A 22,167-nucleotide genomic window follows, 5' to 3' on the forward strand; every position below is an offset into this window, starting at 1 on the left:
GGCTTCTCCCCTTCAGTTCTGCTCGGGCTGCTCGCTGCCGAGCACCTCGATGCCCGGAAGCGATTTGCCCTCAAGGTATTCCAGTGACGCGCCGCCACCGGTGGAGATGTGCGAGAAGGCGTCCTCGGGGATCTTCAGGGCGCGGACCGCGGCGGCGGAGTCCCCACCGCCGACCACGCTGAACGCGCCCTTGCCGGTCGCGGCGACGATCGCCTCGGCCACCCCTTTGGTGCCCTCGGCGTACGTCGGGAACTCGAAGACACCCATCGGACCGTTCCAGAACACGGTTCTGGCGTTGGACAGCAAGTTGGTGAACCTCTTGACCGAACCAGGTCCGATGTCCAAACCCATCAGTCCGTCCGGGATCTCGTCGGCGGCGACGGTCTGCGGCGGCGAATCGGCGTCGAACTTCTCGGTGACCACGATGTCGACCGGCAGTCGCAGCACATCGTGATAGGTCTCCAGCAGGTCGCGACAGGTCTGCACCATGTCCTCTTCGAGCAGCGACTTGCCGACGGAATAACCCTGCGCGGCAAGGAAGGTGAAGCACATGCCACCGCCGATGACGATGCTGTCGGCCTTGGTGGCGAGTGACTCGATCACCCCGAGCTTGTCGGACACCTTCGATCCACCGAGGACCACGGCGTAGGGACGGTCGGTGGAGCTGGTCAACTGCTCAAGGACCTCGATCTCGTCGGCGACGAGCGTGCCGGCGTAGTGCGGCAGCAGCGTCGCGACGTCGTAGACCGAGGCCTGCTTACGATGCACCACCCCGAACCCATCGGAGACGAAAGCGCCTCCCGGACTGACCAATTCGGCGAGCTGCCGGGCCAGGGCGAGGCGCTCGCCGTCGTCCTTGCTGGTCTCGCGCTGGTCGAAACGGATGTTCTCCAGCAACAGGATGTCACCGTCGGTCAAACCCTCGGCCCGGGCCAGCGCGTCGGTGCCGACCACTCCGGACTGGTTGGAACCGGCCAACTGCACGTGCCGGCCGAGTTGCTCGCCGAGTGCGGCGGCGACCGGGGCCAATGAGTATTTCGGGTCCGGGCCGTCCTTGGGCCGGCCGAGGTGCGCGGTGACGACGACCTTGGCGCCGGCGTCGAGCAGCGCCTTCAGCGTCGGCACCGACGCCGTGATCCGGCCCGGGTCGGTGATGTTGCCGTCATCGTCGAGCGGAACGTTGAGATCGGAGCGCACCAGCACGCCGCGTCCGGAAACGCCTTCGGCAAGAAGGTCTTTCAGAGTCGGGACGCCCACGGCTAGAGGGACTTACCGACGAGCTTGACCAAGTCCACGAGGCGGTTGGAGTAGCCCCACTCGTTGTCGTACCAGGACACCACCTTGGCCTGGTTGTCGATGACCTTGGTCAACCCGGAGTCGAACAGCGAGCTGTGCGGGTCGGTGACGATGTCGCTGGAGACGATGGGCGCGTCGTAGTACTTCAGGATGCCCTTCAACGGACCCTCGGCGGCGGCCTTGAAGGCGGCATTGATCTCGTCGACACCGGCGGACTTGGACAGTTCCGCGGTGAGGTCGGTGACCGAACCGGTGGGGATCGGCACCCGCAGCGCGTACCCGTCGAGCTTGCCCTTCAGCTCGGGCAGCACCAAGCCGATCGCCTTCGCCGCACCGGTGGAGGTGGGCACGATGTTCAGTGCCGCCGCGCGGGCCCGGCGCAGGTCCTTGTGCGGGCCATCCTGCAGGTTCTGGTCCTGGGTGTAGGCGTGGATAGTGGTCATCAGCCCCTTGACGATGCCGAACTCGTCGTTGAGCACCTTGGCCAGAGGCCCGAGGCAGTTCGTCGTGCACGAGGCGTTGGAAATGATGTTCTGGCTGCCGTCGTACTTATCGTCGTTGACGCCGAGCACGATGGTGATGTCCTCGTCGGTCGCTGGTGCGGAGATGACGACCTTCTTAGCGCCGGCGTCCAGGTGGCCCTTGGCCTTGGCCGCGTTGGTGAAAATGCCGGTGGACTCCACCACCACGTCGACGCCCAGGTCGCCCCACGGCATCGCCGCCGGACCCTCGCGGACAGCGAGCGCCTTGATCTTGGCCGGACCCACGACGATGGTGTCCTCGCCCTCGAGGCTGACCTCGTGCGGCAACCGGCCCAGGATCGAGTCGAACTTGAGCAGGTGCGCCAGCGTGTTGTTATCGGTGATGTCGTTGACCGCGATCACCTCGATGTCGGCGTCGCCCTGCTCCTGCTGAGCCAGTAAGGCCCGGTAGAAGTTGCGTCCGATTCGACCAAAGCCGTTGATGCCAACTCGGACCGTCACGTGTCTCTCCTTGTGTCCAAAATTTGCGCTGATGATCTGCTCGTCGCCAGCCTAGATCAGTAGCGGTACCCATTGCTGGGCCGGTAAGACCGCCCATCGACTTTGAACCTAATCCGCCCGGCTGCACCATGAACGGCTGGTGCCGGTGTTGTGGCCCCGCTCACGTTTTGGCCGCGCCCTTTCTTTGACGATTCAGCTGCCCCTGGGGCGGCGACCACCGCCATTCGTGGTGCAGCCGTGCCGCCTTTTTCTGTGGCCCGATATGGCCGAACGTCACCATTTGGAAACGGCGCGGCGCGGCGCGGCTCAGGTTGCACACCGACACCTAATTATTGAGCCGGTCGTCAGGCACGGCTTCGGTACGGCTATGCGGTTCTGCTGGACCACCTGATGTGAAATGTGTGAGCGCGAATTAAGGAGTGACGTTGATGGCGATCTTTGATCGATTCAACATCAAGATAATTGCCGCGAGCGCTGGGTTGTGCGGGGCCGCCATCTCGATGAGCCCGGAGGCAGCGGCGGTCCCGCTGATCACGGGTGGCCACGCATGCATCCAGGGCATGTCGGGTGAACTTGGGGGCGCCCCCGCGGCGGGCGGACCTGCCGCCGCGGCCGGCGCGGGGGCCGCGGGCACCCACACCGTGTGCTGCGCGTACGGCGGCGGCGCCGGAGGCGCGAGCGGACCGGCGGGAGCCGGTGGAGGCGGCGGAGCGGGCGGCGGGGGCACACCCGCGGGTGGGCCGGCCGGTGCCGGTACACCGGCGGGCGGAGCAGCGACCGCCGAAGCGTGCGGTCCGGCCAGTGCGCCGATCGCCGATATGTCCGGCGTACCAGTGGTGGTGCCGGGGCCGGTGGCTGCTCCGGTGCCGGTCGGGGCCCCCATTCCGATCGGCGCGCCGGTCCCCGTCGGCGCACCGGTCCCGGTCGGCGCACCGGTTCCCGTTGGGGCTCCGGTTCCCGTCGGCGCTCCGGTTCCCGTCGGGGCTCCCGTTCCCGTCGGCGCGCCGGTCCCGGTCGGCGCACCCGTGCCGGTGGGCGCTCCGGTTCCGGTTGCCGGCCCGCTGATCGCGCTGGGAGCCGACGGCGTCCCGCTGCCGGTGAGCGCCCCGATCACCGATATGTCGGGGACCGGGAAGGGTGTCCCGACCCAGCCCGCTCCCACCGGTGGCCCGGTGCCCGGCCAGCCCACTCCGGCAGGCCCGGCGGGCCCTACCGGCTGAGACCGACTCACGAAGCGGGTTCCCGCGGCCGGCCCGGCCGGGGAACCCGCTTTGTCGTCTCCGTCATGCTTGGCGGCGGAATGGCAGAAATGCGCCGTGCGAACAGGGTTGAGGGCTATTTTCCTTTGGTCTGCCATCGGGGATGGCAATTGCTTGCCTATTCCCATGCATGCGGAATTATCCCACCGCCTGGGGAAGACGGTTCACGCACTAATCGCATTACGAATAAATATGCCGCGCTCAAATCAGATAAAGCGGGCACACCAGGGCGGTCAATTCCTCAGTTCCGCGGAATTGAGCGGCCACCACATTAAGCGTAGGTGGCGGTGCGGAAGGCGTAGGGCCCGAACCTCCTGGGTTAACTGACACGGTTGTAATACTGATGCTAGAGGTGGATCGCGGCGTGAAGTGCAAGCGCGGGTGCGCAATTCGGTGAAGGGTTCGTCACATTTCGGCTCCGGCGAGCCGGCGCGGGCTTCAGCGCCGATGCGTTCGTCGTCCAGACAGCCACCGCAACGCGGATTCGGCGGCGTGATACCCGCACAGCCCGTGGATCCCGGCCCCCGGCGGCGCGGACTGTGAGCACAGGTAGACGCCCGGAACGCCGATGGCATAAGGGTCGAGGGCGATGCGGGGACGGAACAGGATCTGCAGCCGGTCGTTGGCGCCGCCGATGATGTCACCGCCGATGTAGCTGGGGTTGCGGGCCTGCAGCTCAGCGGTCCCGGTGCTCACGGTGGCGACGATGCGGTCGCGGAACCCGGGGGCGAACCGCTCGATCTGTTCGACGACGGCAGCGGTCGCATCCCCGGTGTACCGGAACGGCACGTGCGCGTACGCCCAGATCGGGTTGATCTTGCCGACCGAGCGCGAGCGGTCGGCCAGGTACTGCTGGCCGAGCAGAACAAACGGGCGCTCCACCATCGTGCCCGCCGCCCGCCGCCGCTCGGTGTCGGCAATCTCATCGAAATTGCCGCCTAGGTGGACCGTGCCTGCGCGCCCGCACTCCGGATTCGTCCACGGGATGTCGCCTTCGATCGCGAAGTCGACCTTGAACGCCGATGACCCTTCCCGGTAGCGCCGATAGGACCGTCTGATGCGGGTGGGCATCGCGTCGCCGTAGAGGTCCAGCACCTGAACGGGGCTGAGGTCGAGCATGATGATGTCGGCGGTCGGGATGTCGCGGCGGCTGCGCACCGTCACACCGGTGCTCACACGTCCACCGGCGGCGTCCAGGGCCGCGCCCAGAGCCCGGGTGATGGACCCGGAGCCGCCCTCGGCTACCGGCCAGCCGTACCGATGACCGCTGGCCAAAACCATCAACCCGAGCGACGCCGTCAGCGGCCGGTCCAGCCGCGTATAGGCATGCGCGGCGGCGCCGCCGTACAGGGCCCGCGCCTGTTCGGTGCGGAACCATCCGGCCACCGCGGTGGCCGGTAGCACCGCGCGCGGGCCGAAGAGGGCCAGGCGCAGGGGATGGCGCGGAATGTTGATGACCGGCCGCAGCAGGTCCTCGACGAGCTCGTCGAACCCGGATGCCAGACCGCCCATGGCGGCCCGCCACCGGCGGCGGTCGGCGCCCAGTCCCTTGGCGGTCTTGACGACGGACTGGTAGAGCATGGCGGCGCTACCGTCGTCCAGCGGGTGTGCGCAGTCGGCTTCCGGCCACTTCCAGGTGAGGCCGTAGCTCGTCAGGTCGATCTCTTTCCAGAACGGGGAGCCGACACCGAGCGGATGAAATGCCGAGCAGTGGTCGTGGATGACCCCGGGCACCGTCAGTTCACCCGAGCGCGCTCCGCCGCCGATCGCGTCTTGGGCCTCCAGCACCTGGACCTCGATGCCCTGCCGGGCCAGGTGGATCGCCGCGGCCAGCCCGTTGGGGCCGGCACCGACGACAACGGCCCTGGTCATGAGGTGGTCATGAGGTACCGTGCACCACGGGTTCGGTCGTGATGTGCACTGGGAACTCGTCACCGGGCTCGGGCCAGGGTTGGCGGCTGAGCATGTCAGCCACCTCGACGTAACCGGATTCGATCAATCCGGTCCTGGCGTCCAGGATCCGGTACCACTGCTTCTGAATATGGATCGGCTGGCCTTCCAGGACAATCACCCGCACCTCACCCTCGGCGAAGTTGCACCGTCGCTGAACCGCTTCCAGCAGTTGTTCGTTATGCAGGTGGCCTTCGCCGAAGTTCCAGCCCACCAGCGGGCCGGCCACGATCTCGCCCTCCCGGATCTTGTAAGCGGACTCGTCGTCGATCGCACGCGGCAGCAAGCCGTTGAGCGCGCGTCCGTGAGTGTGCATCGCCCGGAACGCGGCGGTCTTGTCGGCCATGATCTCGGCGGTCGCCTCGTCGTAGAGCTTGGCCAGCTGATTGACAACCAGCGCAGAGCTTTTCACAACGTTGGCCTCAATCTTGTCCTCGGCCCCTTCGCGGAAGCACCACACACTGGTGGCCCAGTTGCCGGCGTAGTAGCGCATGCTCGGCAGGAACGAGATCTTCTCGGGGAAGAAGTTGCCTACCACCGCGATGGTCGCCGAGATGAGCACCAAGGCCAGCAACAGCGGCGAACGCAGGTCGATGGCCCGGATCGAGCCGTAATGGCCGAACAGATAGAACAGCGAGAAGATGAAGAAAACGTTCCACTCCAACGGAACTCCCATCGGGAGGTTGGACAGGATGTTCAGGTGGAAGATCACCATGAACCCGATGAGGAACCACCGCCACGGCTGGTCTCCAGCGATGAACACCAGCACCGTCGGCACGATGAATTCCGCTGTGGTACCGCCGACGTGGGCCATCAGCCTAGGGATGATGGTCGGCCGCAGGTCGTTGACGTGGTCGCGGTACATCCGGCGCTTGACCGGATTGAACAGCTTGCTGCGGAGCAGGGCGTTGTTGCTCGTCATCACCGACACGACGTAGGGGAAATGGTGATTGAGTTTAGAGGTCGCGGCACCCCACCACAGCAGCAGCATGATGAGCTTGAAGGCCGCGACCTGGTCGGCGAACGGGAAGAAGAAAACAAACAGCTTCAGCCAGTAGTGCTCGCCGCGGGCGGCCAGAAAGACGGTCTTGTCGCGTAATCCCAGCAGCGCCAGCGCGACGATCGTCGGGACGACCAGGATCGGATTGAGCAACCCGACGTCACCGGCGCCGGTCACCGGCCCGTCGCCAGGAGCGAGCAACGCCCACACCGCGCTGAGCAAGACGACGGCATACAGCACGACGTCAATGACGCTGCGGGAGTCGCCACTGGTGAACGGAACCTTGCCCGGCCACGGCGGGAGCCGAATTGTCTTCGGGCGCAACCAGTACAGGACTCCGCCGATCGGCGGCATGAACCGCCCGGTGAGCGGACCCGACCCGCAGCCCAACCCCAGGACTTCGAACAGCAAGGTGAAAATGATGGCCTTCTGGTACACGATCGGCTGCGTCCACCACTCGCCGATCCTGCCCAGGCCGCCCAACCCGGGCGTGAGCGAAATGATGGCCGCGGGGACTGCCACGTAGAGGGCGATCTTGATCAGGTAGAGCAGGTAGACCGCGTACGGCGTGCCGAATCCGTTCTCCGCCCAATGCCGGGTCACCACCTGCAGCCGGGTCGCCCGGGGCAGCGTCGGCCAGCTGTCTCGGTCGACATCGGGAAGGTCAGGTGACATGAATCCCATGGCGACCTCGCTTCTTGTTCGAAAACCCTCGGCGAGTCCAAATCTATCCGGCGTGGCAATACCCGCGGCAGCCCAGCCGTACTCGTGTGGGCGCGGACCATTGTCCAGCCGGCTGCCGGCGGAAGCGCCTGCAGGCTACCCCTCAGATGCCCGCAGACGCCCCCGTCGCCTCGACGGTGGTCGCCCGAAATCGCACCCGCCGAGAACTCAGCGGCGCTTGCGGCCGCCGGGCGGACAAAATCGCCGCCGCAGATTGTCCAGCCAGATCTCGACCGCCTCGCGCTCCTGCTGTTCGTCTTCGAGCAGGCTGCGGAATCCGTAGATGTTTTCGATGTCACCGGCCACCTCGGCGGAAGCGATGGCGGCACGGCATCTGGCGATCCGGCGGTCTATCCGCCGTAGGTGCGCAGTAAGCATGGTGACGAAGTACACCGCCTGCCGATGGTCGGCGTTGGGGTGCTTGCGGTCGGCCCGATCGATGTGGGGCCACGGCGTGGGCGAAAACACTTGTGTCCGTTGGTAATCACCCGTAGCGACGGTCATGTCCAGCACGATATGACGGGCGTTGTTGGTCAACCAGGTGCCGGGACAACAAAGCTCACGCGCGCGGTCGTGCGCGCGACACGAACACGGCGGCTATCTGGCCGCGCGCAGCACCCCTGGCGCCATCCACCGGCACACCTCTAGTGCTACCTGCACCTTGAACACCGCGTCCGGGTCGTCGAAGCTCTGTTCCGACAATTCCATTGCCTGCCCGACACGGTACTGAATCGTGTTGCGGTGCAGTGTCATCGCCTGCGCGGTGGCAACGTAACTGCGATTCAGTGACAGGAACTGTCGCAGCGTCTCACGTAACCATTCGCCGCGCTCGTCGTCGACGGCCAGGCCGTTCAAGACGTCGCTGACGTAGCGGCGAAGTTCTTCTACATCGTTGGCCATCAAAGTTATCGGGACGAGGTCGGGGTAGAAGACAACTCGGTCGCCGAACCGACCGCAGCCGGCGACGGCCACCGCCTTGGCCCGCTGGGCCTGCTCCATCGATGCGCGGAAGCCGCGCAGCCCCTGCTCAACCCGACCGAACGCCAGGTGCGCCGGAAGCTTCGCCGACGTGACTGCGGAACGCAGCCGCGCCGCGTCAACCGGCAAGCCTGGCGCAAACCAGAGCCGGGCTTCACACTCGTCGGTCGGCATCATCAGCGAATCCGTTGCCGGCCCGAGTTCCTCGGTAATCAGCGAGCGAACCTCGTCGAACAACGCCACGACCTCTGCCCCCGGCACCGTGGGCTGCACCCACGCCACCGCGGCGATATGCCGGGCGTCCAATCGATAGCGCAACGCCCGCTCGGCGCGCGAAGCGTCGACCGGCGCACCGGCGAGCAACTCGCCGATCCATTGCTGTTGCAACCCGCTGCGACGGCTGAGCCAAAGATCGTGTTCTGCTTCGTAGGCCGCGATCAACTGCTCGGCAACCATGTCGGTAAGCCGACCGGAGCGGTTGACCAGCTCGATGATCGTGGGTGCTTGCTGCGCGGGCTCCAGTGCCGACGCGTGCCGCATCGCCACCTCCAAGAACGCGGCGAGCCCCAGCCGATGGGCGCGCACCAGCGGCGCCAAAGGGACGTCGCGCTGCGCGGCCGCGCGAGCGTATGCCAACGCCGCGGGCGGTGCCTCCAGCAGAGCCGTGGGCGCATCGCGATCCAGGTAGTTGATGGCTGCGATGTAGTTCTCGGTGAGGCTCGCACGCCACAGATCAGTCATCCGCGTGTCGTAGTCGAGCCCGCGAATCTCCACCCGCATTTTCTCGAACAACTCATCAATGAGCTGGTCGCGACATTTGTCGATCCGCCGAACGATCACCGAAATGGGTGGAGCACCGACTCCGGTCATTCCCGCGTCCCTTCTTCGCTGTGCTGCACCAACTGTGCTCCCCCGAACGCAACAATGGGAGACCTTTGCTCGGTGCCGCCTTTGTTATGCCGGGCAAACGCTGGTCGCTACCATCTAGGGACTCGACGGCAAGGGGGCCGCGAGGATAGCCCGAGGGAGCCTCAGTGAGCGAGAGCGACAGCCTGGACGTCGGAGACATCGGCAAGTTCGACCCTGGGTTGACCCAGCGCCTGATCAGCGTGATGCGGCCCATCCTCAAGACGTACTTCCGCGCCGAGGTGCACGGTCTGGACTCGTTCCCCGACGGCGGAGCGCTTGTGGTGGCCAATCACTCCGGCGGCCAGTTCCCGATGGACGTCCCGATCTTCAGCATGGGCTTCTACGACAAGTTCGGCTTCGACCGGCCGGTGCTGACGCTGAGCCACGACATCCTCTTCATGGGTGTCACCGGCGATTTCTTCCGCAAGACGGGCTATATCCGGGCCAATCGCGAGAACGCCGCGCAGGCACTGCGGTCCGGGGGCGTGGTCGTCGTCTTCCCCGGCGGTGATTACGACGCATACCGGCCTACCACCGCCGAGAACACCATCGATTTCAACGGCCGCAAGGGATACGTGCGCACCGCGATCGAAGCTGGTGTGCCGATAGTGCCACTGGTGGGCATCGGCGGCCAGGAGACCCAGCTGTACCTGAGCCGGGGCACCTGGCTGGCCCAGCGCCTCGGCCTGAAACGACTGGTGCGCAGCGACATCCTGCCCCTCTCGTTCGGGTTCCCCTTCGGTTTCAGCGCCGCGATTCCGCCCAATCTGCCGCTCCCCGCCAAGATCGTGATGCAGGTGCTGGAACCGATCGACATTACCGCGCAATTCGGCGAAGACCCCGACGTCGACGAGGTCGACGAACACGTGCGATCGGTCATGCAGGAGGGCCTGAACAAGCTGGCCTCAAAGCGTCGATTCCCGATCCTGGGCTGAGCCATGGATTCTCGGATCGAACAAGCCCTCGGCATCATCGACACATTCCGGCGCGCACGGGTGATCGCACCCATGCGGCCCGACCGCTACCTGAAGATGGCCGCGGCGATGCGCCGCGAGGGAATGGCGATGACGGTCGGCTTCGCCGGAGCGGCTCAGCGGTGCCCGGACCGTCCGGCCTTGATCGACGAGCTCGGCACGCTGACCTGGCGACAGCTGGACGAACGGATCAACGCACTGGCCACGGCCCTGCAGAAATTACCGACCGGGCAACCGAAAGTCATTGGCATCATGTGCCGCAACCACCGCGGCTTTGTCGAATCGCTGGTGGCGTCCAACCGCATCGGCTCCGATGTGGTACTGCTCAACACGTCCTTCGCCGGTCCGGCGATGGCCGATGTGGTCAACCGCGAAGGCGTCGACGCGGTCATCTACGACGAGGAGTTCACCGCGACGGTCGAGCGAGCGATGACCGACCGGCCCGATGCCACCCGCATTCTGGCCTGGACCGACGAGCCGCAAGGCCTGACGGTGGAGAAGCTCATCGCCGATCATGTTGGGCAGCGTCCCCAGCGCACCGGCAACAAGGGCAAGATGATCCTGCTCACCTCCGGCACGACCGGAAGTCCCAAGGGCGCCAAGCAGTCTGGCGGCGGCGCCGGGCTGGGCACGCTCAAGGCGATCCTGGACCGCACCCCGTGGCGCACCGAGGAAACCGTGGTGATCGTGGCGCCCATGTTCCACGCCTGGGGGTTCTCGCAGTTGATCTTCGCCGCGTCGATGGCGTGCACGATCGTGACCCGGCGCAAGTTCGACCCGGAAGCGACGCTGGAGCTCATCGACCGTCACCAGGCCACGGGCCTTGCGGTGGTGCCGGTGATGTTCGACCGCATCATGGAGCTGCCCGAGGAAGTCCGCAACCGATACAGCGGAAGGTCATTGCGGTTCGCCGCCGCCTCGGGATCGCGGATGCGGCCCGACGTGGTGATCGCCTTCATGGATCAGTTCGGCGACGTCATCTACAACAACTACAACGCCACCGAGGCCGGCATGATTGCGACGGCCACACCGGAGGATCTGCGTGCGGCCCCCGACACCGCCGGCCGTCCTGCGGGCGGCACCGAAGTCCGGATCCTGGACTCGGATTTCAACGAACTGCCCACCGGCGAGGTCGGCACGATCTATGTCCGCAACGACACGCAGTTCGACGGGTATACATCCGGCAAGACAAAGGATTTCCACGCCGGTTTCATGTCGTCCGGGGATGTCGGCTACCTCGACGAGAACGGCCGACTGTTCGTGGTCGGCCGTGACGACGAGATGATCGTCTCCGGCGGGGAGAACATCTATCCGATCGAAGTGGAGAAGACCCTCGCGAGTCATCCCGAGGTTGCCGAGGCGTCGGTGATCGGTGTCGACGACGAGCAGTACGGTCAACGACTGGCAGCGTTCGTGGTGCTGGAATCCGGCGCATCGGCCACCGAGGAAACGCTGAAGCAGCACGTCCGCGAAAACCTCGCGAACTATAAGGTCCCCCGCTCGATCACGGTGCTCGACGAGCTGCCCCGCGGCAGCACCGGCAAGATCCTGCGCAACGAGCTGAAAGCCCGGGTGAGTGGTTCATGAACGTTGGGCGGGTATTACGCGAACTGCGTCGGCCCCGGCCGCTGACCCGCGCCGCGGTAGAGGTTGTCAACGCCGCCAACGGTTTACGGCCACTCACCCGTAACCCGTACGCCTCCCCCACGGTGTTCTGGTTCGGCTGGCCGGCATCGGAAGTGCCGCTGATCTACGGTGCCGCCTCGGCGCTGGACGCGGTGCGGCGCGGCCGGCGCGGGGACTTCGCCGGGCCCAAAGGCAAAGTGGCGCTGGCGCTGACGGCCGCGTCCTGGGCGATATTGGGAGTGATCGGGTACCGCGGACTCATCACCCCGGGACCCGTCTTGGAAGCGGCGCTTTCCGATCAGCTGGGTCCCGACTACGCCGATGAGCTCACCGCCCTGCCGACACAACCCACTCAGACCGGCCGGCGCAATCCGCCGCTGCGCACCACCATGGCGCGACGCCGGTTCGTCGAGAAGGAGAACATCGTCCGCTACGGTCCGCACGGGCGGTCGAATCTGGCGGACATCTGGCGACGGCGCGACCTGGAGCGCGACGGCAAGGCCCCGGTCCTGCTGCAGGTGCCGGGCGGCGCCTGGATGATCGGATGGCGTCGTCCGCAGGCTTATCCCCTGATGTCGCACCTGGTTTCGCGGGGCTGGGTGTGCGTGTCGATGAACTACCGAGTGTCCCCGGTGCACACCTGGCCCGACCACATCGTGGACGTCAAGCGGGCGCTCGCCTGGGTCAAGGAGAACATCGCCGCCTACGGCGGTGACCCGAATTTCGTTGCGATCAGCGGGGGTTCGGCCGGCGGTCACCTGACGGCGCTGGCGGCGCTGACCGAGAACCACCCCAAGTTCCAGCCCGGCTTCGAAGACGCCGACACATCGGTGGTGGCGGCGGTGCCGTTCTACGGCCGCTACGACTGGTTCTCCACCAACGACCGCGGGCGCGCGGCATTCGTCGAGATCCTCGAAAAGCTGGTCGTCAAAAAGAAATTCAGCACGCACCGCGACATCTATGTCGACGCCTCACCGATCCGCTATGTAAAGCCCGACGCGCCACCGTTTTTCGTCCTGCATGGGACCGACGACTCGCTGATCCCGGTCCAGGAGGCGCAGGAGTTCGTAGAGGAGCTGCGCGCGGTGTCGAAATCGCCGGTGGCCTACGCCGAGTTGCCCAACGCCCAGCACGCATTCGACATCTTCGGCTCCCCGCGGGCGCACAAGTCCGCCGACGCGGTCGCCCGGTTTCTGTCCTGGGTCTACGTGACGAACCCGCCGTCGGCCAACGGTCAGGTCAGTTAATCGTCCAACTTCTCGGCCGCGCGCTCCAACTCGGCCAGCGCGGGCTCGATCGCCTTGGCCATCTCGTCGATGTCGTTGGCCACTTCCGGTGTCGTGACGAAGCCGAAGTCCAGGTATCCCTGGTAGGAGAAGCAGGTGATGTTCAGGGCGACGTCCATCACCGGCGGTCCGAGCGGCACCAGCGATTCGAGTTTGGCGCCGGCCATATACAGCGGCATCGGCGGACCGGGCACATTGGAGACGACCAGGTTGATTGGAGCCAAGTTGTGCGACAGCCCGCTGGCGGTGTAGGCGCGGGCAGCAAGTTGCAGCAGGCCCGGCGGCGTCGTCTCGGTGAGCCCCATGATCTGGTGCGCCGAGAGGGCCTTGGCCATCTCCTTGGCGTCCTGCGTGCTCTTGTGGATCGCCCGTAGCCGTTCGGCCGGGTCGTCGATGTCGGTGGCCAGTGATGCCGTCATCGAGCTGATCTGGTTACCGACGTCCGACTTGTTGTCGTCGGTGCGGGTGGACACCGGAATCTGCGCGATCAGCGGCTTGTACGGCAGTTCGTCGTGCTTCTCCAAGTATTCGCGGGCCGCACCGGCCACCAGCGCCAGCACCACGTCGTTGAGCTTGACCCCGAAGGCGTCCTTGACCTTCTTCGCCCGCTCCAACTCGACGCGGGTGCCGGTGATCCGCCGGTGCGGCGACACCGGCGCATTGAACCGGGTCTTGGGGGCGTCGAAGTAGCGCGGCGGCCGTGTGACGCCCAGCGCCGCGATCTGCTGCCGCACGGTCTGTTCCAGCAACCGGGCGATGCGGAAAGGGGTCATGATGCCGACGTTGATCAGGGCGCCGAGCGCGCGCCGCTCCAAACCGGGGATGGTGAACCCCACGAAGCCGACCGTCTCCTTCTGCGGAGGCCGCGGTTCGGGCGTGATGTCCAGCAGGATCTCACCCAGCCCGGCGCCGGAGACACCATCGACGATGGCGTGGTGCATCTTGGTCAGTGTGGCGACGCGTCCCCCTTTGACGCCCTCGATGACCCAGAGTTCCCACAGCGGCCGGGACCGGTCCAGCTTGTAGGACATCAGCCGGCCGACGAGTTCGTCGACCTCGCGCCGGCCACCTGGAGCCGGCACACCGATGCGGCGGACGTGGAAGTCGATGTCGAGTTCGTCGTCCTCGACGAACCACGGCCGGTCCAGGCCGAGCGGCGCACCGGTGACCTTCCAGCGCAGTTGGGGGATCTCCGGAAGCCGCTCGATCAGCAATTCGCGCAGTCTCTGGAAGCTGTAGTCGGGCGCGTCGCTGGGATCGCAGATCGCCAGTGCACCGACGTGCATGTGCCAGCCTGCGGTTTCGGCCGACCAAAACGCCGCGTCAACACTCGAGAGCCGTTTCATCCCCCGACCGTAGCGCTCGTCCACCCGACGAAGCCAGCCGGTCTTGGCCGCGACTCGAACCACACGGTGAAATCAGGCTTGGGAAATAGCAGCCGGGTTCGGCTCGCGGCTACGCGGCAGGCGAAACTCAGGCGTCCTCAAGCAGGTCCGGGGTCACCGCCGACTCGGTGTCGGGAATGCCATCGACCTTCGCCTTGCGGTCGGCCATCGACAGCAGTCGGCGAATGCGGCCCGCCACAGCGTCTTTCGTCATGGGCGGATCGGCCAGCCGGCCGAGTTCCTCGAGCGATGCCTGCCGGTGCTCGACCCGCAGCCGGCCGGCGGAGGCCAGATGCTCGGGAACGGTGTCGCCCAGGATCTCCAGGGCCCGTTCCACCCGGGCCGCCGCGGCCACCGCCGCGCGGGCCGACCGGCGCAGGTTGGCGTCGTCGAAATTCGCCAGCCGATTGGCGGTGGCCCGGACCTCGCGGCGCAGCCGGCGCTCCTCCCAGATCAACCGGGTGTCCTGCGCGCCCATCCTGGTCAGTAGGGCACCGATCGCCTCGCCGTCGCGCACCACCACGCGGTCGGCGCCCCGCACTTCGCGGGCCTTGGCGCTGACCCCGAGTCGGCGGGCGGCACCGACCAGCGCGAGCGCGGCCTCCGGCCCTGGGCAGCTGACTTCGAGCGCCGAAGAACGGCCCGGTTCGGTCAAGGAGCCGTGTGCCAGGAATGCTCCGCGCCAGGCGGCCTCGGCGTCCGCGATGCTGCCACCGACAACCTGGGCCGGCAGCCCGCGCACCGGACGGCCGCGCATGTCGAGCAGCCCGGTCTGACGCGCCAGCGCCTCACCGTCGCTGGCCACCCGCAGCACGTAGCGGGTGTTCTTGCGAATCCCGCTGGCCGACAACACATGCACCACCGCGTTGTAGCCATAAAGGTCGAAGATGTCCTTGCGCAGCCGGCGCGCGATGCTGCCGAGATCCACCTCTGCCTCGACGACCACACGGCCGGCCACGATGTGCAATCCGCCGGCGAACCGCAGCAGGGAGGTGACTTCAGCTCGGCGCGCGCTGACCGACTTGACTACCAGACGGCTCAACTCGTCCTTGACTTCGGTCGTCATCGCCACGCGTCGTCACCCCTCGGTCCGTTGCCGCCCTGCACGCCGGTCTGTTGACGCCCACCATCGATCGGTATCTCTCCGGTGGCAGTGACCGGGGGCACCGCCGAACTGCCGCCGCGCACCCGCACCGCCTCCAGGACTGCCGCCAGCTTGCCCGGGTCATGTAAAGGTGTACCAGGTCGGGCCACGTCGGCGAAGTGGACCTCGGCCTGAAGCAGGGTTGCGGTGCGCCGCAGTTGGTCCCGCTCCCGATCACTGGGCACCCGTTCGGCGTCGATGATGATGTCGTCGACGGTGAACCCCGGGGCGTGCTGGGCCAGCACATGGAGATGGCGTTCTACCGAGAAACCCGCCGTCTCGCCCGGCTCGGCCACCAGATTGAGCACCAGCGCCTTGCGGGCGGTGGTGGCCCGCAGCGCCTCCACCAGCCCGGGCACCAGGACGTGAGGAATCACGCTGGTGAACCACGAGCCAGGGCCCAGGACCACCAGGTCGGCGGACAGGATCGCGTCGACGGCCTGCCGGGTGGCCGGCGGGTCGGCCGGCAGCAGCCGCACCCGCCGCACTTTGCCGGGAGTGGACGCGATTGCTACCTGACCGCGGATCAGGCGGAACATCCGCGGATCCGACTCCAGACCGGAGACGTCCGCCTCGATCTGCAACGCAATCGGGCACATCGGCAGCACCCGGCCCTTGACGCCGAGGATGCGTCCGATCTCGTCGAGGGCCGCCACCGGATCGGCCAGCACCTCGGACAGGCCCGCCAGCAGCAAGTTGCCGATCGGATGCCCGGCCAGGGCGCCGTTGCCGCCGAAGCGGTGCTGCAGGATCGTCGCCCACAACCGCCCGTACGGACTGTCGGATGCCAACGCCGCCAACGCCATCCGCAGATCACCGGGCGGCACCACGTCCAATTCGCTGCGCAGCCGGCCCGATGAGCCGCCGTCGTCGGCGACCGTCACGATCGCGGTGACGTAGGGCGTCAACCGGCGGGCGGCCGACAGCGTCGCGTACAGGCCGTGTCCGCCGCCCAGCGCGACGATGCTCTGACTTACCGGGGAGCTCATTCGCGACCCAGATCCCGGTGCAGCGCCCGGACCGTCAGCTGGGGATCGGATCGCAGCAGTGCCATCAATGCTTCCGCGATCGCCACGCTGCGGTGCTTACCCCCGGTGCACCCGATGGCGACCGTCATATACCGCTTCCCCTCCCGCCGGTAGCCCTCGACCACCAGCGACAGCAACCGATGGTAGGTCTCGAGGAACTCGGCCGCGCCCGGCTGGCGCAGGACGTAGTCGCGCACCGGCCCATGCTGCCCGGTCAGCGGTCGCAGCTCGTCCACCCAATGCGGGTTAGGCAGGAAGCGGACGTCCATCACCATGTCGGCGTCCATCGGCAGCCCGTACTTGAACCCGAACGACTCGACGGTGACGCTGGTGGTCGCGCCGCCGGTGCTGCCGAAGGCCCGCTCAATGCTCTCCCGAAGCCCCCGCACCGACAGGGTCGAGGTGTCGATGATCAAGTCCGCGGTGGCGCGCACCTGGGCGAGCATCCGGCGTTCGGCCGCGATGCCTTCGGCCAGGGTCTGCTCGCCCTGCAGCGGGTGGCTGCGCCGATTCTGTTCGTAGCGGCGCACCAGCATGTCATCGGATGCCTCCATGAACACCACGCGAGGCCGGATGTTGCGGGTGGCGAGTTCGTTGCGGACCTCGTCCAGATCTCCGGTGAACCCGCGTGACCGCACATCCATCACCACCGCGAGCTGGGTGATCCGCGACCCCGCCGCCAACCCGAAATCGACCATGCGCGTGATCAATTGGGGCGGTAGGTTGTCGGCCACATACCAGCCGAGGTCCTCGAGCACCTTGGCGGCGGTACCGCGTCCGGCACCGGACAGGCCGGTCACCAGGACGACGTCGATTCCCCCCGGGACGTCCTCGTTCGTCATTCCTCGGCTCCCGCTGGGTCCGGTTGCGGTGTCGGTGCAAGGGCCTCCAGGACGGCGGTGGCGGTTGCCACGCCAATACCTGGTACGGCGGTGATCTGATCGACGGTTGCCTCCTTGAGGCGGGCGATCGACCCGAAGTGGGTGACCAGTGCCTTGCGGCGGTGCTCCCCCAATCCGGGCACGGAGTCCAGCGCCGATGCCGTCATCCGCTTGGATCGTTTGCTGCGATGGTAGGCGATCGCGAACCGGTGCGCCTCGTCGCGCACCCGCTGCAGCAGATAGAGACCTTCACTGTTGCGCGGCATGATGATCGGGTCCGGCTCCGAGGGCACCCAGATCTCCTCCAGCCGCTTGGCCAGCCCGATCACCGCGACGTCGGTGATGCCCAGCTCTTCCAGCACCGCGCTGGCCGCGTTGACCTGCGGCGCCCCGCCGTCGACGACGTACAGGTTGGGCGGATAAGCGAAGCGGCGCGACTTACCCTCTGCGGTCAGTAGATTCGGGTCCTTCTGCTCGTTCAGGTGCCGCCAGAACCGCCGCCGGGTCACTTCGGCGATCGACGCCACGTCGTCCGAGCGCCCCTGGCCCGCGGCCTCCCGGATGCCGAAGTGCCGGTAGTCCGACTTGCGGGGCAGGCCGTCCTCGAACACCACCAGGGAGCCGACCACGTCGGTGCCCTGCACGTGACTGATGTCGACACACTCGATCCGCAGCGGTGCCTCGGCCAGGCCGAGGGCGTCCTGGATGTTCTGTAGGGCAGCCGATCTGGCGTTGAAGTCGCCCGCGCGCTTCAATTTGTGTTGCTGCAGTGCCTCTTTGGCGTTGCGTTGCACCGTCTCGGCCAGCGCGCGCTTGTCGCCACGGCGCGGTACCCGCAGCGAGACCCTGGCGCCGCGCAGTCCGGACAGCCAGCTGGCCAGCTCGTCGTGATTGGAGGGCAGGCACGGCACCAGCACGTCGCGCGGCACCGGGTTGACCGATTCGTCTGCGGCGCCACCCAATTCGGCCTGCTCGCCGTAGAACTGGGTGAGGAACTGCTCGACCAACTGCTCGGCCCCGGTATCGCCGGGGTCGGCGGACTTCTCCACGATCCAGCCGCGCTGACCGCGAACCCGGCCGCCACGGACGTGGAAGACCTGCACCGCCGCCTCCAGCTCGTCGTCGGCGAAGGCCACCACGTCGGCGTCGGTGCCGTCGCCGAACACCACGGCCTGCTTCTCCATGGCCCGCTTCAGCGCGCCCAGGTCGTCGCGCAGCCGGGCCGCGCGCTCGAAATCGAGTTCGTCGGAGGCCGCGTGCATCTGCTGTTCCAGTTCGCGGGCGTACCGGTCGGTCTTGCCGGACAGGAAGTCGCAGAAGTCCATCACGATCTGCCGGTGTTGGTCCGCGCTCACCCGGCCCACGCACGGCGCCGAGCACTTGTCGATGTAACCCAGCAGGCAGGGACGATCGATCTGGTTGTGCCGCTTGAACACTCCGGCCGAACAGGTGCGCGCCGGGAACACCCGGGTGAGCAGGTCCAGGGTCTCCCGGATCGCCCAGGCGTGCGAGTAGGGCCCGAAATACCGCACGCCCTTGCGCCGCGGCCCGCGGTACACCATGAGCCGGGGGAATTCTTCGTTGAGGGTAACCGCCAGCACCGGGTACGACTTGTCGTCGCGGTAACGGACGTTGAAACGCGGATCGAATTCCTTGATCCAGTTGTACTCCAGCTGCAGCGCCTCGACCTCGGTGTTGACCACCGTCCACTCGACCTTGGCGGCGGTGGTCACCATCTGCCGGGTCCGTGGATGCAGGCTCGAGATGTCGGCGAAGTACGACGTCAAGCGGCTGCGCAGGCTCTTGGCCTTGCCGACGTAGATGACGCGGCCGTGCGTATCCCGGAACCGGTACACCCCCGGCTCGACCGGGATGGACCCGGGCGCGGGGCGGTATGAAGCGGGATCTGGCACGTAACCAGGCTAGTGGTCGGGTCGGACGGCCAGAAAAATGGGCGACTGCCGCCAGGCGCACCCCGTCACGTCAGCCGGCGGTCCAACTGCGCCTTCCGTTCGGCCGCCCACTCCACGATCGGAAAGCTCGGCTGGGTGTCCAGGTCGCGGTCGTATCTGTCGATCGATTCGGCATAGCTGGCCTGGCCGTCGAAACCATAGGCGGATTCGGCCGAGTCGGTCCAGCCGGCAGGTCGCAGCGTCGAACCTTTGAACAACAGCGCCGCCGAGCATTCCGTCGGGCGGACACTAGTGAAGTAGCTGTCGTCAACCGGACGGCCCCGAGCTAGCCCGAACGGGGTCTGCTCCCCGTCCTGCAGCAGCAGGTCACGGGCCGCCGTCGGACGTGGCTGGGTGCCATCCGCCCGCACCGCCCGTCCGGGCACCGAGGAGCTGCAGGCACCCATCAGCACGCCACTGACCACCAGGACGGCGGGCACCGCGCTCCGGCGGAGGCGGTGCATCAGCGCGCAAGCAAGTCAGGCCGATAGCGCGCCAACTGCTCGCGGACGGCGTTCATCGCGTCGACCGCGCGTTCCTTATCTACCGCCTGGATCGCCATCACCGGGATGTACTCGTCGTCGGGCAGGTCGATCCTGGCCCATCGGCTACCGGCGGGGAAGGATACGCCGGTCAGATCCTGCCAGCGAACCAGTCTGTCCCCCAGCAGGTTTCGCACCGAAATTCCGGCCGCCCCGACCCGCAGTCGAGGGCGGGTCAACAGCAGCACGGCGCCGGCGAGCACCACGCCCAGTACCCACATCGCCACCTGGTCGGCCGTCTGAAAGACCACGCCGGTGGATCCGATTTTCAGCAACAATCCGACCACGATGTGGGCGGCCAGGATGACAACGGCCGCGGCGTAAGCGAACAGCGGCGTCAAGCGGGGACGACAGACCAGGTCCCAGGTCTCGGTTTCGTGCGCGGTCGTCACGATTGCGCTCGCAACTCACGCAGGGTCAGGGCGGTGGTCAGGGCCGCGGCGGCCGCCTGGGCGCCCTTGTCCTCGGCCGAGTTGGGTAGTCCGGCGCGATCCAGCGCCTGTTCCTCGGTGTTGGTGGTCAGCACCCCGTTGGCCACCGGGGTGGAAGCATCCAGTGAAACCCGCGTCAGACCCTGGGTCACGGCGTCGCAGACATAGTCGAAATGCGGTGTCTGACCACGGATCACGACACCGAGCGCCACCACGGCGTCATGGCTGCGGGCCAACTCCTGTGCGACCACCGGGATCTCGATGGCACCGAGCACCCGTACCACCGTGGGATTGTCGATACCGGAATCGGTCGCCACCTTGCGGGCACCAGCCAGCAGCGCGTCGCAGATCTGGGTGTGCCAGGTGCTGGCGACGATCGCAAGCCGCACACCGGCGGCGTCCACCACCGGCATGTCGGGAACCCCGGCACCACCGCTCATTTGCTACCGCTCACTTGTGACCGCTCACAGAGCACCGCCGAATTCACCCGGCAGATGCACAGACTCGTGGAAGTCGTCCAGACCGGCCAGATCGTGGCCCATCTTGTCTCGCTTGGTCATCAAGTAGCGGATATTCTCGGCGTTGGCCCGCACCGGCAGCGGCACCCGTTCGATGATGTGCAGCCCATAGCCGTCCAGCCCGACGCGCTTGGCGGGGTTGTTCGTCAGCAGCCGCATGGAACGAACTCCGAGGTCGACCAGAATCTGCGCGCCGATGCCGTAATCCCTTGCGTCGGCGGGCAATCCGAGCTTGAGATTGGCATCGACGGTGTCTTCGCCGGCGTCCTGCAGCTGGTAGGCCTGCAATTTGTGCATCAGCCCGATGCCGCGGCCTTCATGCCCACGCATGTAGAGCACCACGCCGCGTCCCTCGCGGGCGACCATGGCCATCGCCGCATCCAGCTGGGGTCCGCAGTCACACCGGCGTGAGCCGAACACGTCACCGGTCAAGCATTCCGAGTGCACCCGCACCAGCACGTCGTCGCCCTCGGCGGTCGGTCCCGCGATATCGCCGCGAACCAGCGCGACATGTTCGACGTCCTCGTAGATGCTGGCGTAGCCGATCGCCCGGAACTGTCCGTGCCGGGTCGGGATCCTGGCCTCGGCGATGCGCTGAATGTGCTTCTCGTGTTTGCGCCGCCACTCGATCAGGTCGGCGATGGTGATCAGGGCGAGCTGGTGTTCGTCGGCGAACACCCGCAGCTCGTCGGTCTGAGCCATCGCGCCCTCGTCTTTTTGGCTGACGATCTCGCAGATCGCTCCGGCGGGTTGCAGTCCGGCCATCCGGGCCAGGTCCACCGCGGCCTCGGTGTGACCGGGCCGCCGCAACACGCCACCGTCCTTGGCCCGCAACGGAACGACGTGGCCCGGGCGGGTGAAATCCTCTGCGATACTTGCCGGGTCGGCTAGCAGCCGCATGGTGGTGGCCCGGTCCGAAGCCGAAATCCCCGTTCCCACACCGTTTCTCGCGTCGACTGTGACGGTGTAGGCGGTGCCATGCTTGTCCTGGTTCACCGCGTACATCGGCAGCAAGCCCAACCGGTCGCAGATCTCGCCGGACAGCGGCACGCACAGATAACCCGAGGTGTAACGGACCATGAACGCCACCAGTTCGGGGGTCGCCTTCTCCGCGGCGAAGATCAGATCGCCTTCGTTCTCCCGATCCTCGTCGTCGATGACGACGACGGCCTTGCCCGCCGCAATGTCGGCAACCGCCCGTTCGACGGAGTCCAACCTCGTCATCGTTGTCACCTTGCTATGAGACCCGCTACTGCATTCAGTATGAACCACCGCACGGCCCCAGTTATTGCCCGTGGCTGA

Annotated in this window: 19 protein-coding genes; 4 read left to right on the top strand and 15 right to left on the bottom strand. The window is 66.8% G+C overall.

From position 1 onward, the window contains the following. Positions 1-12: 12 nt before the first annotated feature. A complete protein-coding gene (locus A5645_RS08115) occupies positions 13-1,257 on the bottom strand; it encodes a phosphoglycerate kinase (RefSeq protein WP_065033772.1) in 1,245 nt (414 codons plus the stop codon). Positions 1,258-1,259: 2 nt separating this feature from the next. Further along, the gene (gene gap / locus A5645_RS08120) at positions 1,260-2,279 is read right to left on the bottom strand and encodes a type I glyceraldehyde-3-phosphate dehydrogenase (protein ID WP_065129156.1); all 1,020 of its coding nucleotides are present in this window, start codon (positions 2,277-2,279) and stop codon (positions 1,260-1,262) included. 428 nt (positions 2,280-2,707) lie between these two features. On the opposite strand from gap, the gene A5645_RS08125 reads away from it, so the two are divergent. Further along, on the top strand, positions 2,708-3,499 hold the full coding sequence (locus A5645_RS08125; RefSeq protein WP_065129188.1) for a hypothetical protein: 792 nt from the start codon (positions 2,708-2,710) through the stop codon (positions 3,497-3,499). A gap of 477 nt (positions 3,500-3,976) precedes the next feature. Here the strand turns inward: A5645_RS08125 and A5645_RS08130 are convergent, their stop codons facing one another. From A5645_RS08130 to A5645_RS08145, 4 genes are all read right to left on the bottom strand, one after another. After that, a complete protein-coding gene (locus tag A5645_RS08130; RefSeq protein WP_065033775.1) occupies positions 3,977-5,410 on the bottom strand; it encodes a phytoene desaturase family protein in 1,434 nt (477 codons plus the stop codon). A 7-nt stretch (positions 5,411-5,417) separates the two neighbouring features. After that, entirely contained in the window at positions 5,418-7,172 is a 1,755-nt protein-coding gene (locus A5645_RS08135; RefSeq protein WP_065129157.1) for a DUF3556 domain-containing protein, read from the bottom strand. A gap of 207 nt (positions 7,173-7,379) precedes the next feature. Next, positions 7,380-7,715, bottom strand: a complete 336-nt coding sequence (locus tag A5645_RS08140) for a hypothetical protein (protein ID WP_155767901.1) — start codon at positions 7,713-7,715, stop codon at positions 7,380-7,382. A gap of 93 nt (positions 7,716-7,808) precedes the next feature. Then, entirely contained in the window at positions 7,809-9,059 is a 1,251-nt protein-coding gene (locus A5645_RS08145; RefSeq protein WP_065033778.1) for a PucR family transcriptional regulator, read from the bottom strand. 242 nt (positions 9,060-9,301) lie between these two features. Between A5645_RS08145 and A5645_RS08150 the strand changes: the two genes are divergently transcribed. The 3 genes from A5645_RS08150 to A5645_RS08160 are packed head-to-tail and all read left to right on the top strand — an operon-like array spanning position 9,302 to position 12,945. After that, on the top strand, positions 9,302-10,033 hold the full coding sequence (locus A5645_RS08150; RefSeq protein ID WP_155767908.1) for a 1-acyl-sn-glycerol-3-phosphate acyltransferase: 732 nt from the start codon (positions 9,302-9,304) through the stop codon (positions 10,031-10,033). A 3-nt stretch (positions 10,034-10,036) separates the two neighbouring features. Then, entirely contained in the window at positions 10,037-11,659 is a 1,623-nt protein-coding gene (gene fadD12 / locus A5645_RS08155) for an acyl-CoA ligase FadD12 (RefSeq protein ID WP_065129159.1), read from the top strand. After that, entirely contained in the window at positions 11,656-12,945 is a 1,290-nt protein-coding gene (locus A5645_RS08160; RefSeq protein WP_065129160.1) for an alpha/beta hydrolase, read from the top strand. The genes fadD12 and A5645_RS08160 overlap by 4 nt, the downstream gene beginning before the upstream one ends. Here A5645_RS08160 and A5645_RS08165 read toward each other — a convergent pair. The 9 genes from A5645_RS08165 to A5645_RS08205 all read right to left on the bottom strand — a co-directional run bounded on the left by A5645_RS08165 (position 12,942) and on the right by A5645_RS08205 (position 22,089). Next, on the bottom strand, positions 12,942-14,330 hold the full coding sequence (locus A5645_RS08165; protein ID WP_065129161.1) for a WS/DGAT/MGAT family O-acyltransferase: 1,389 nt from the start codon (positions 14,328-14,330) through the stop codon (positions 12,942-12,944). The genes A5645_RS08160 and A5645_RS08165 overlap by 4 nt on opposite strands. Positions 14,331-14,457: 127 nt before the next feature. Continuing rightward, on the bottom strand, positions 14,458-15,435 hold the full coding sequence (gene whiA / locus A5645_RS08170) for a DNA-binding protein WhiA (RefSeq protein WP_080696807.1): 978 nt from the start codon (positions 15,433-15,435) through the stop codon (positions 14,458-14,460). Then, on the bottom strand, positions 15,432-16,502 hold the full coding sequence (locus tag A5645_RS08175) for a YvcK family protein (RefSeq protein ID WP_065129162.1): 1,071 nt from the start codon (positions 16,500-16,502) through the stop codon (positions 15,432-15,434). Before A5645_RS08175 ends, whiA begins: the two co-directional genes overlap by 4 nt. Continuing rightward, positions 16,499-17,383, bottom strand: coding sequence for an RNase adapter RapZ (rapZ, locus tag A5645_RS08180; RefSeq protein ID WP_065033784.1), 885 nt, complete (start codon positions 17,381-17,383; stop codon positions 16,499-16,501). Before rapZ ends, A5645_RS08175 begins: the two co-directional genes overlap by 4 nt. Then, positions 17,380-19,335 (bottom strand): excinuclease ABC subunit UvrC, encoded by a 1,956-nt coding sequence (gene uvrC, locus A5645_RS08185; RefSeq protein WP_065033785.1) that lies wholly within the window; start codon positions 19,333-19,335, stop codon positions 17,380-17,382. The genes rapZ and uvrC overlap by 4 nt, the downstream gene beginning before the upstream one ends. A 65-nt stretch (positions 19,336-19,400) precedes the next feature. After that, positions 19,401-19,838 carry a hypothetical protein gene (locus tag A5645_RS08190; protein WP_065129163.1) on the bottom strand — a complete coding sequence of 146 codons (438 nt, stop codon included), beginning with the start codon at positions 19,836-19,838 and terminating at the stop codon, positions 19,401-19,403. Continuing rightward, positions 19,838-20,308 carry a PH domain-containing protein gene (locus A5645_RS08195; RefSeq protein ID WP_065129164.1) on the bottom strand — a complete coding sequence of 157 codons (471 nt, stop codon included), beginning with the start codon at positions 20,306-20,308 and terminating at the stop codon, positions 19,838-19,840. Before A5645_RS08195 ends, A5645_RS08190 begins: the two co-directional genes overlap by 1 nt. Continuing rightward, positions 20,305-20,787, bottom strand: coding sequence for a 6,7-dimethyl-8-ribityllumazine synthase (gene ribH, locus A5645_RS08200; RefSeq protein ID WP_065129165.1), 483 nt, complete (start codon positions 20,785-20,787; stop codon positions 20,305-20,307). The genes A5645_RS08195 and ribH overlap by 4 nt, the downstream gene beginning before the upstream one ends. A gap of 24 nt (positions 20,788-20,811) precedes the next feature. Beyond that, a complete protein-coding gene (locus tag A5645_RS08205) occupies positions 20,812-22,089 on the bottom strand; it encodes a bifunctional 3,4-dihydroxy-2-butanone-4-phosphate synthase/GTP cyclohydrolase II (RefSeq protein WP_036355336.1) in 1,278 nt (425 codons plus the stop codon). Positions 22,090-22,167: the final 78 nt, after the last annotated feature.

The sequence above is a fragment of the Mycobacterium asiaticum genome, from assembly GCF_001673635.1.
In the GTDB taxonomy this organism is placed as follows: Bacteria; Actinomycetota; Actinomycetes; order Mycobacteriales; family Mycobacteriaceae; genus Mycobacterium; species Mycobacterium asiaticum_C.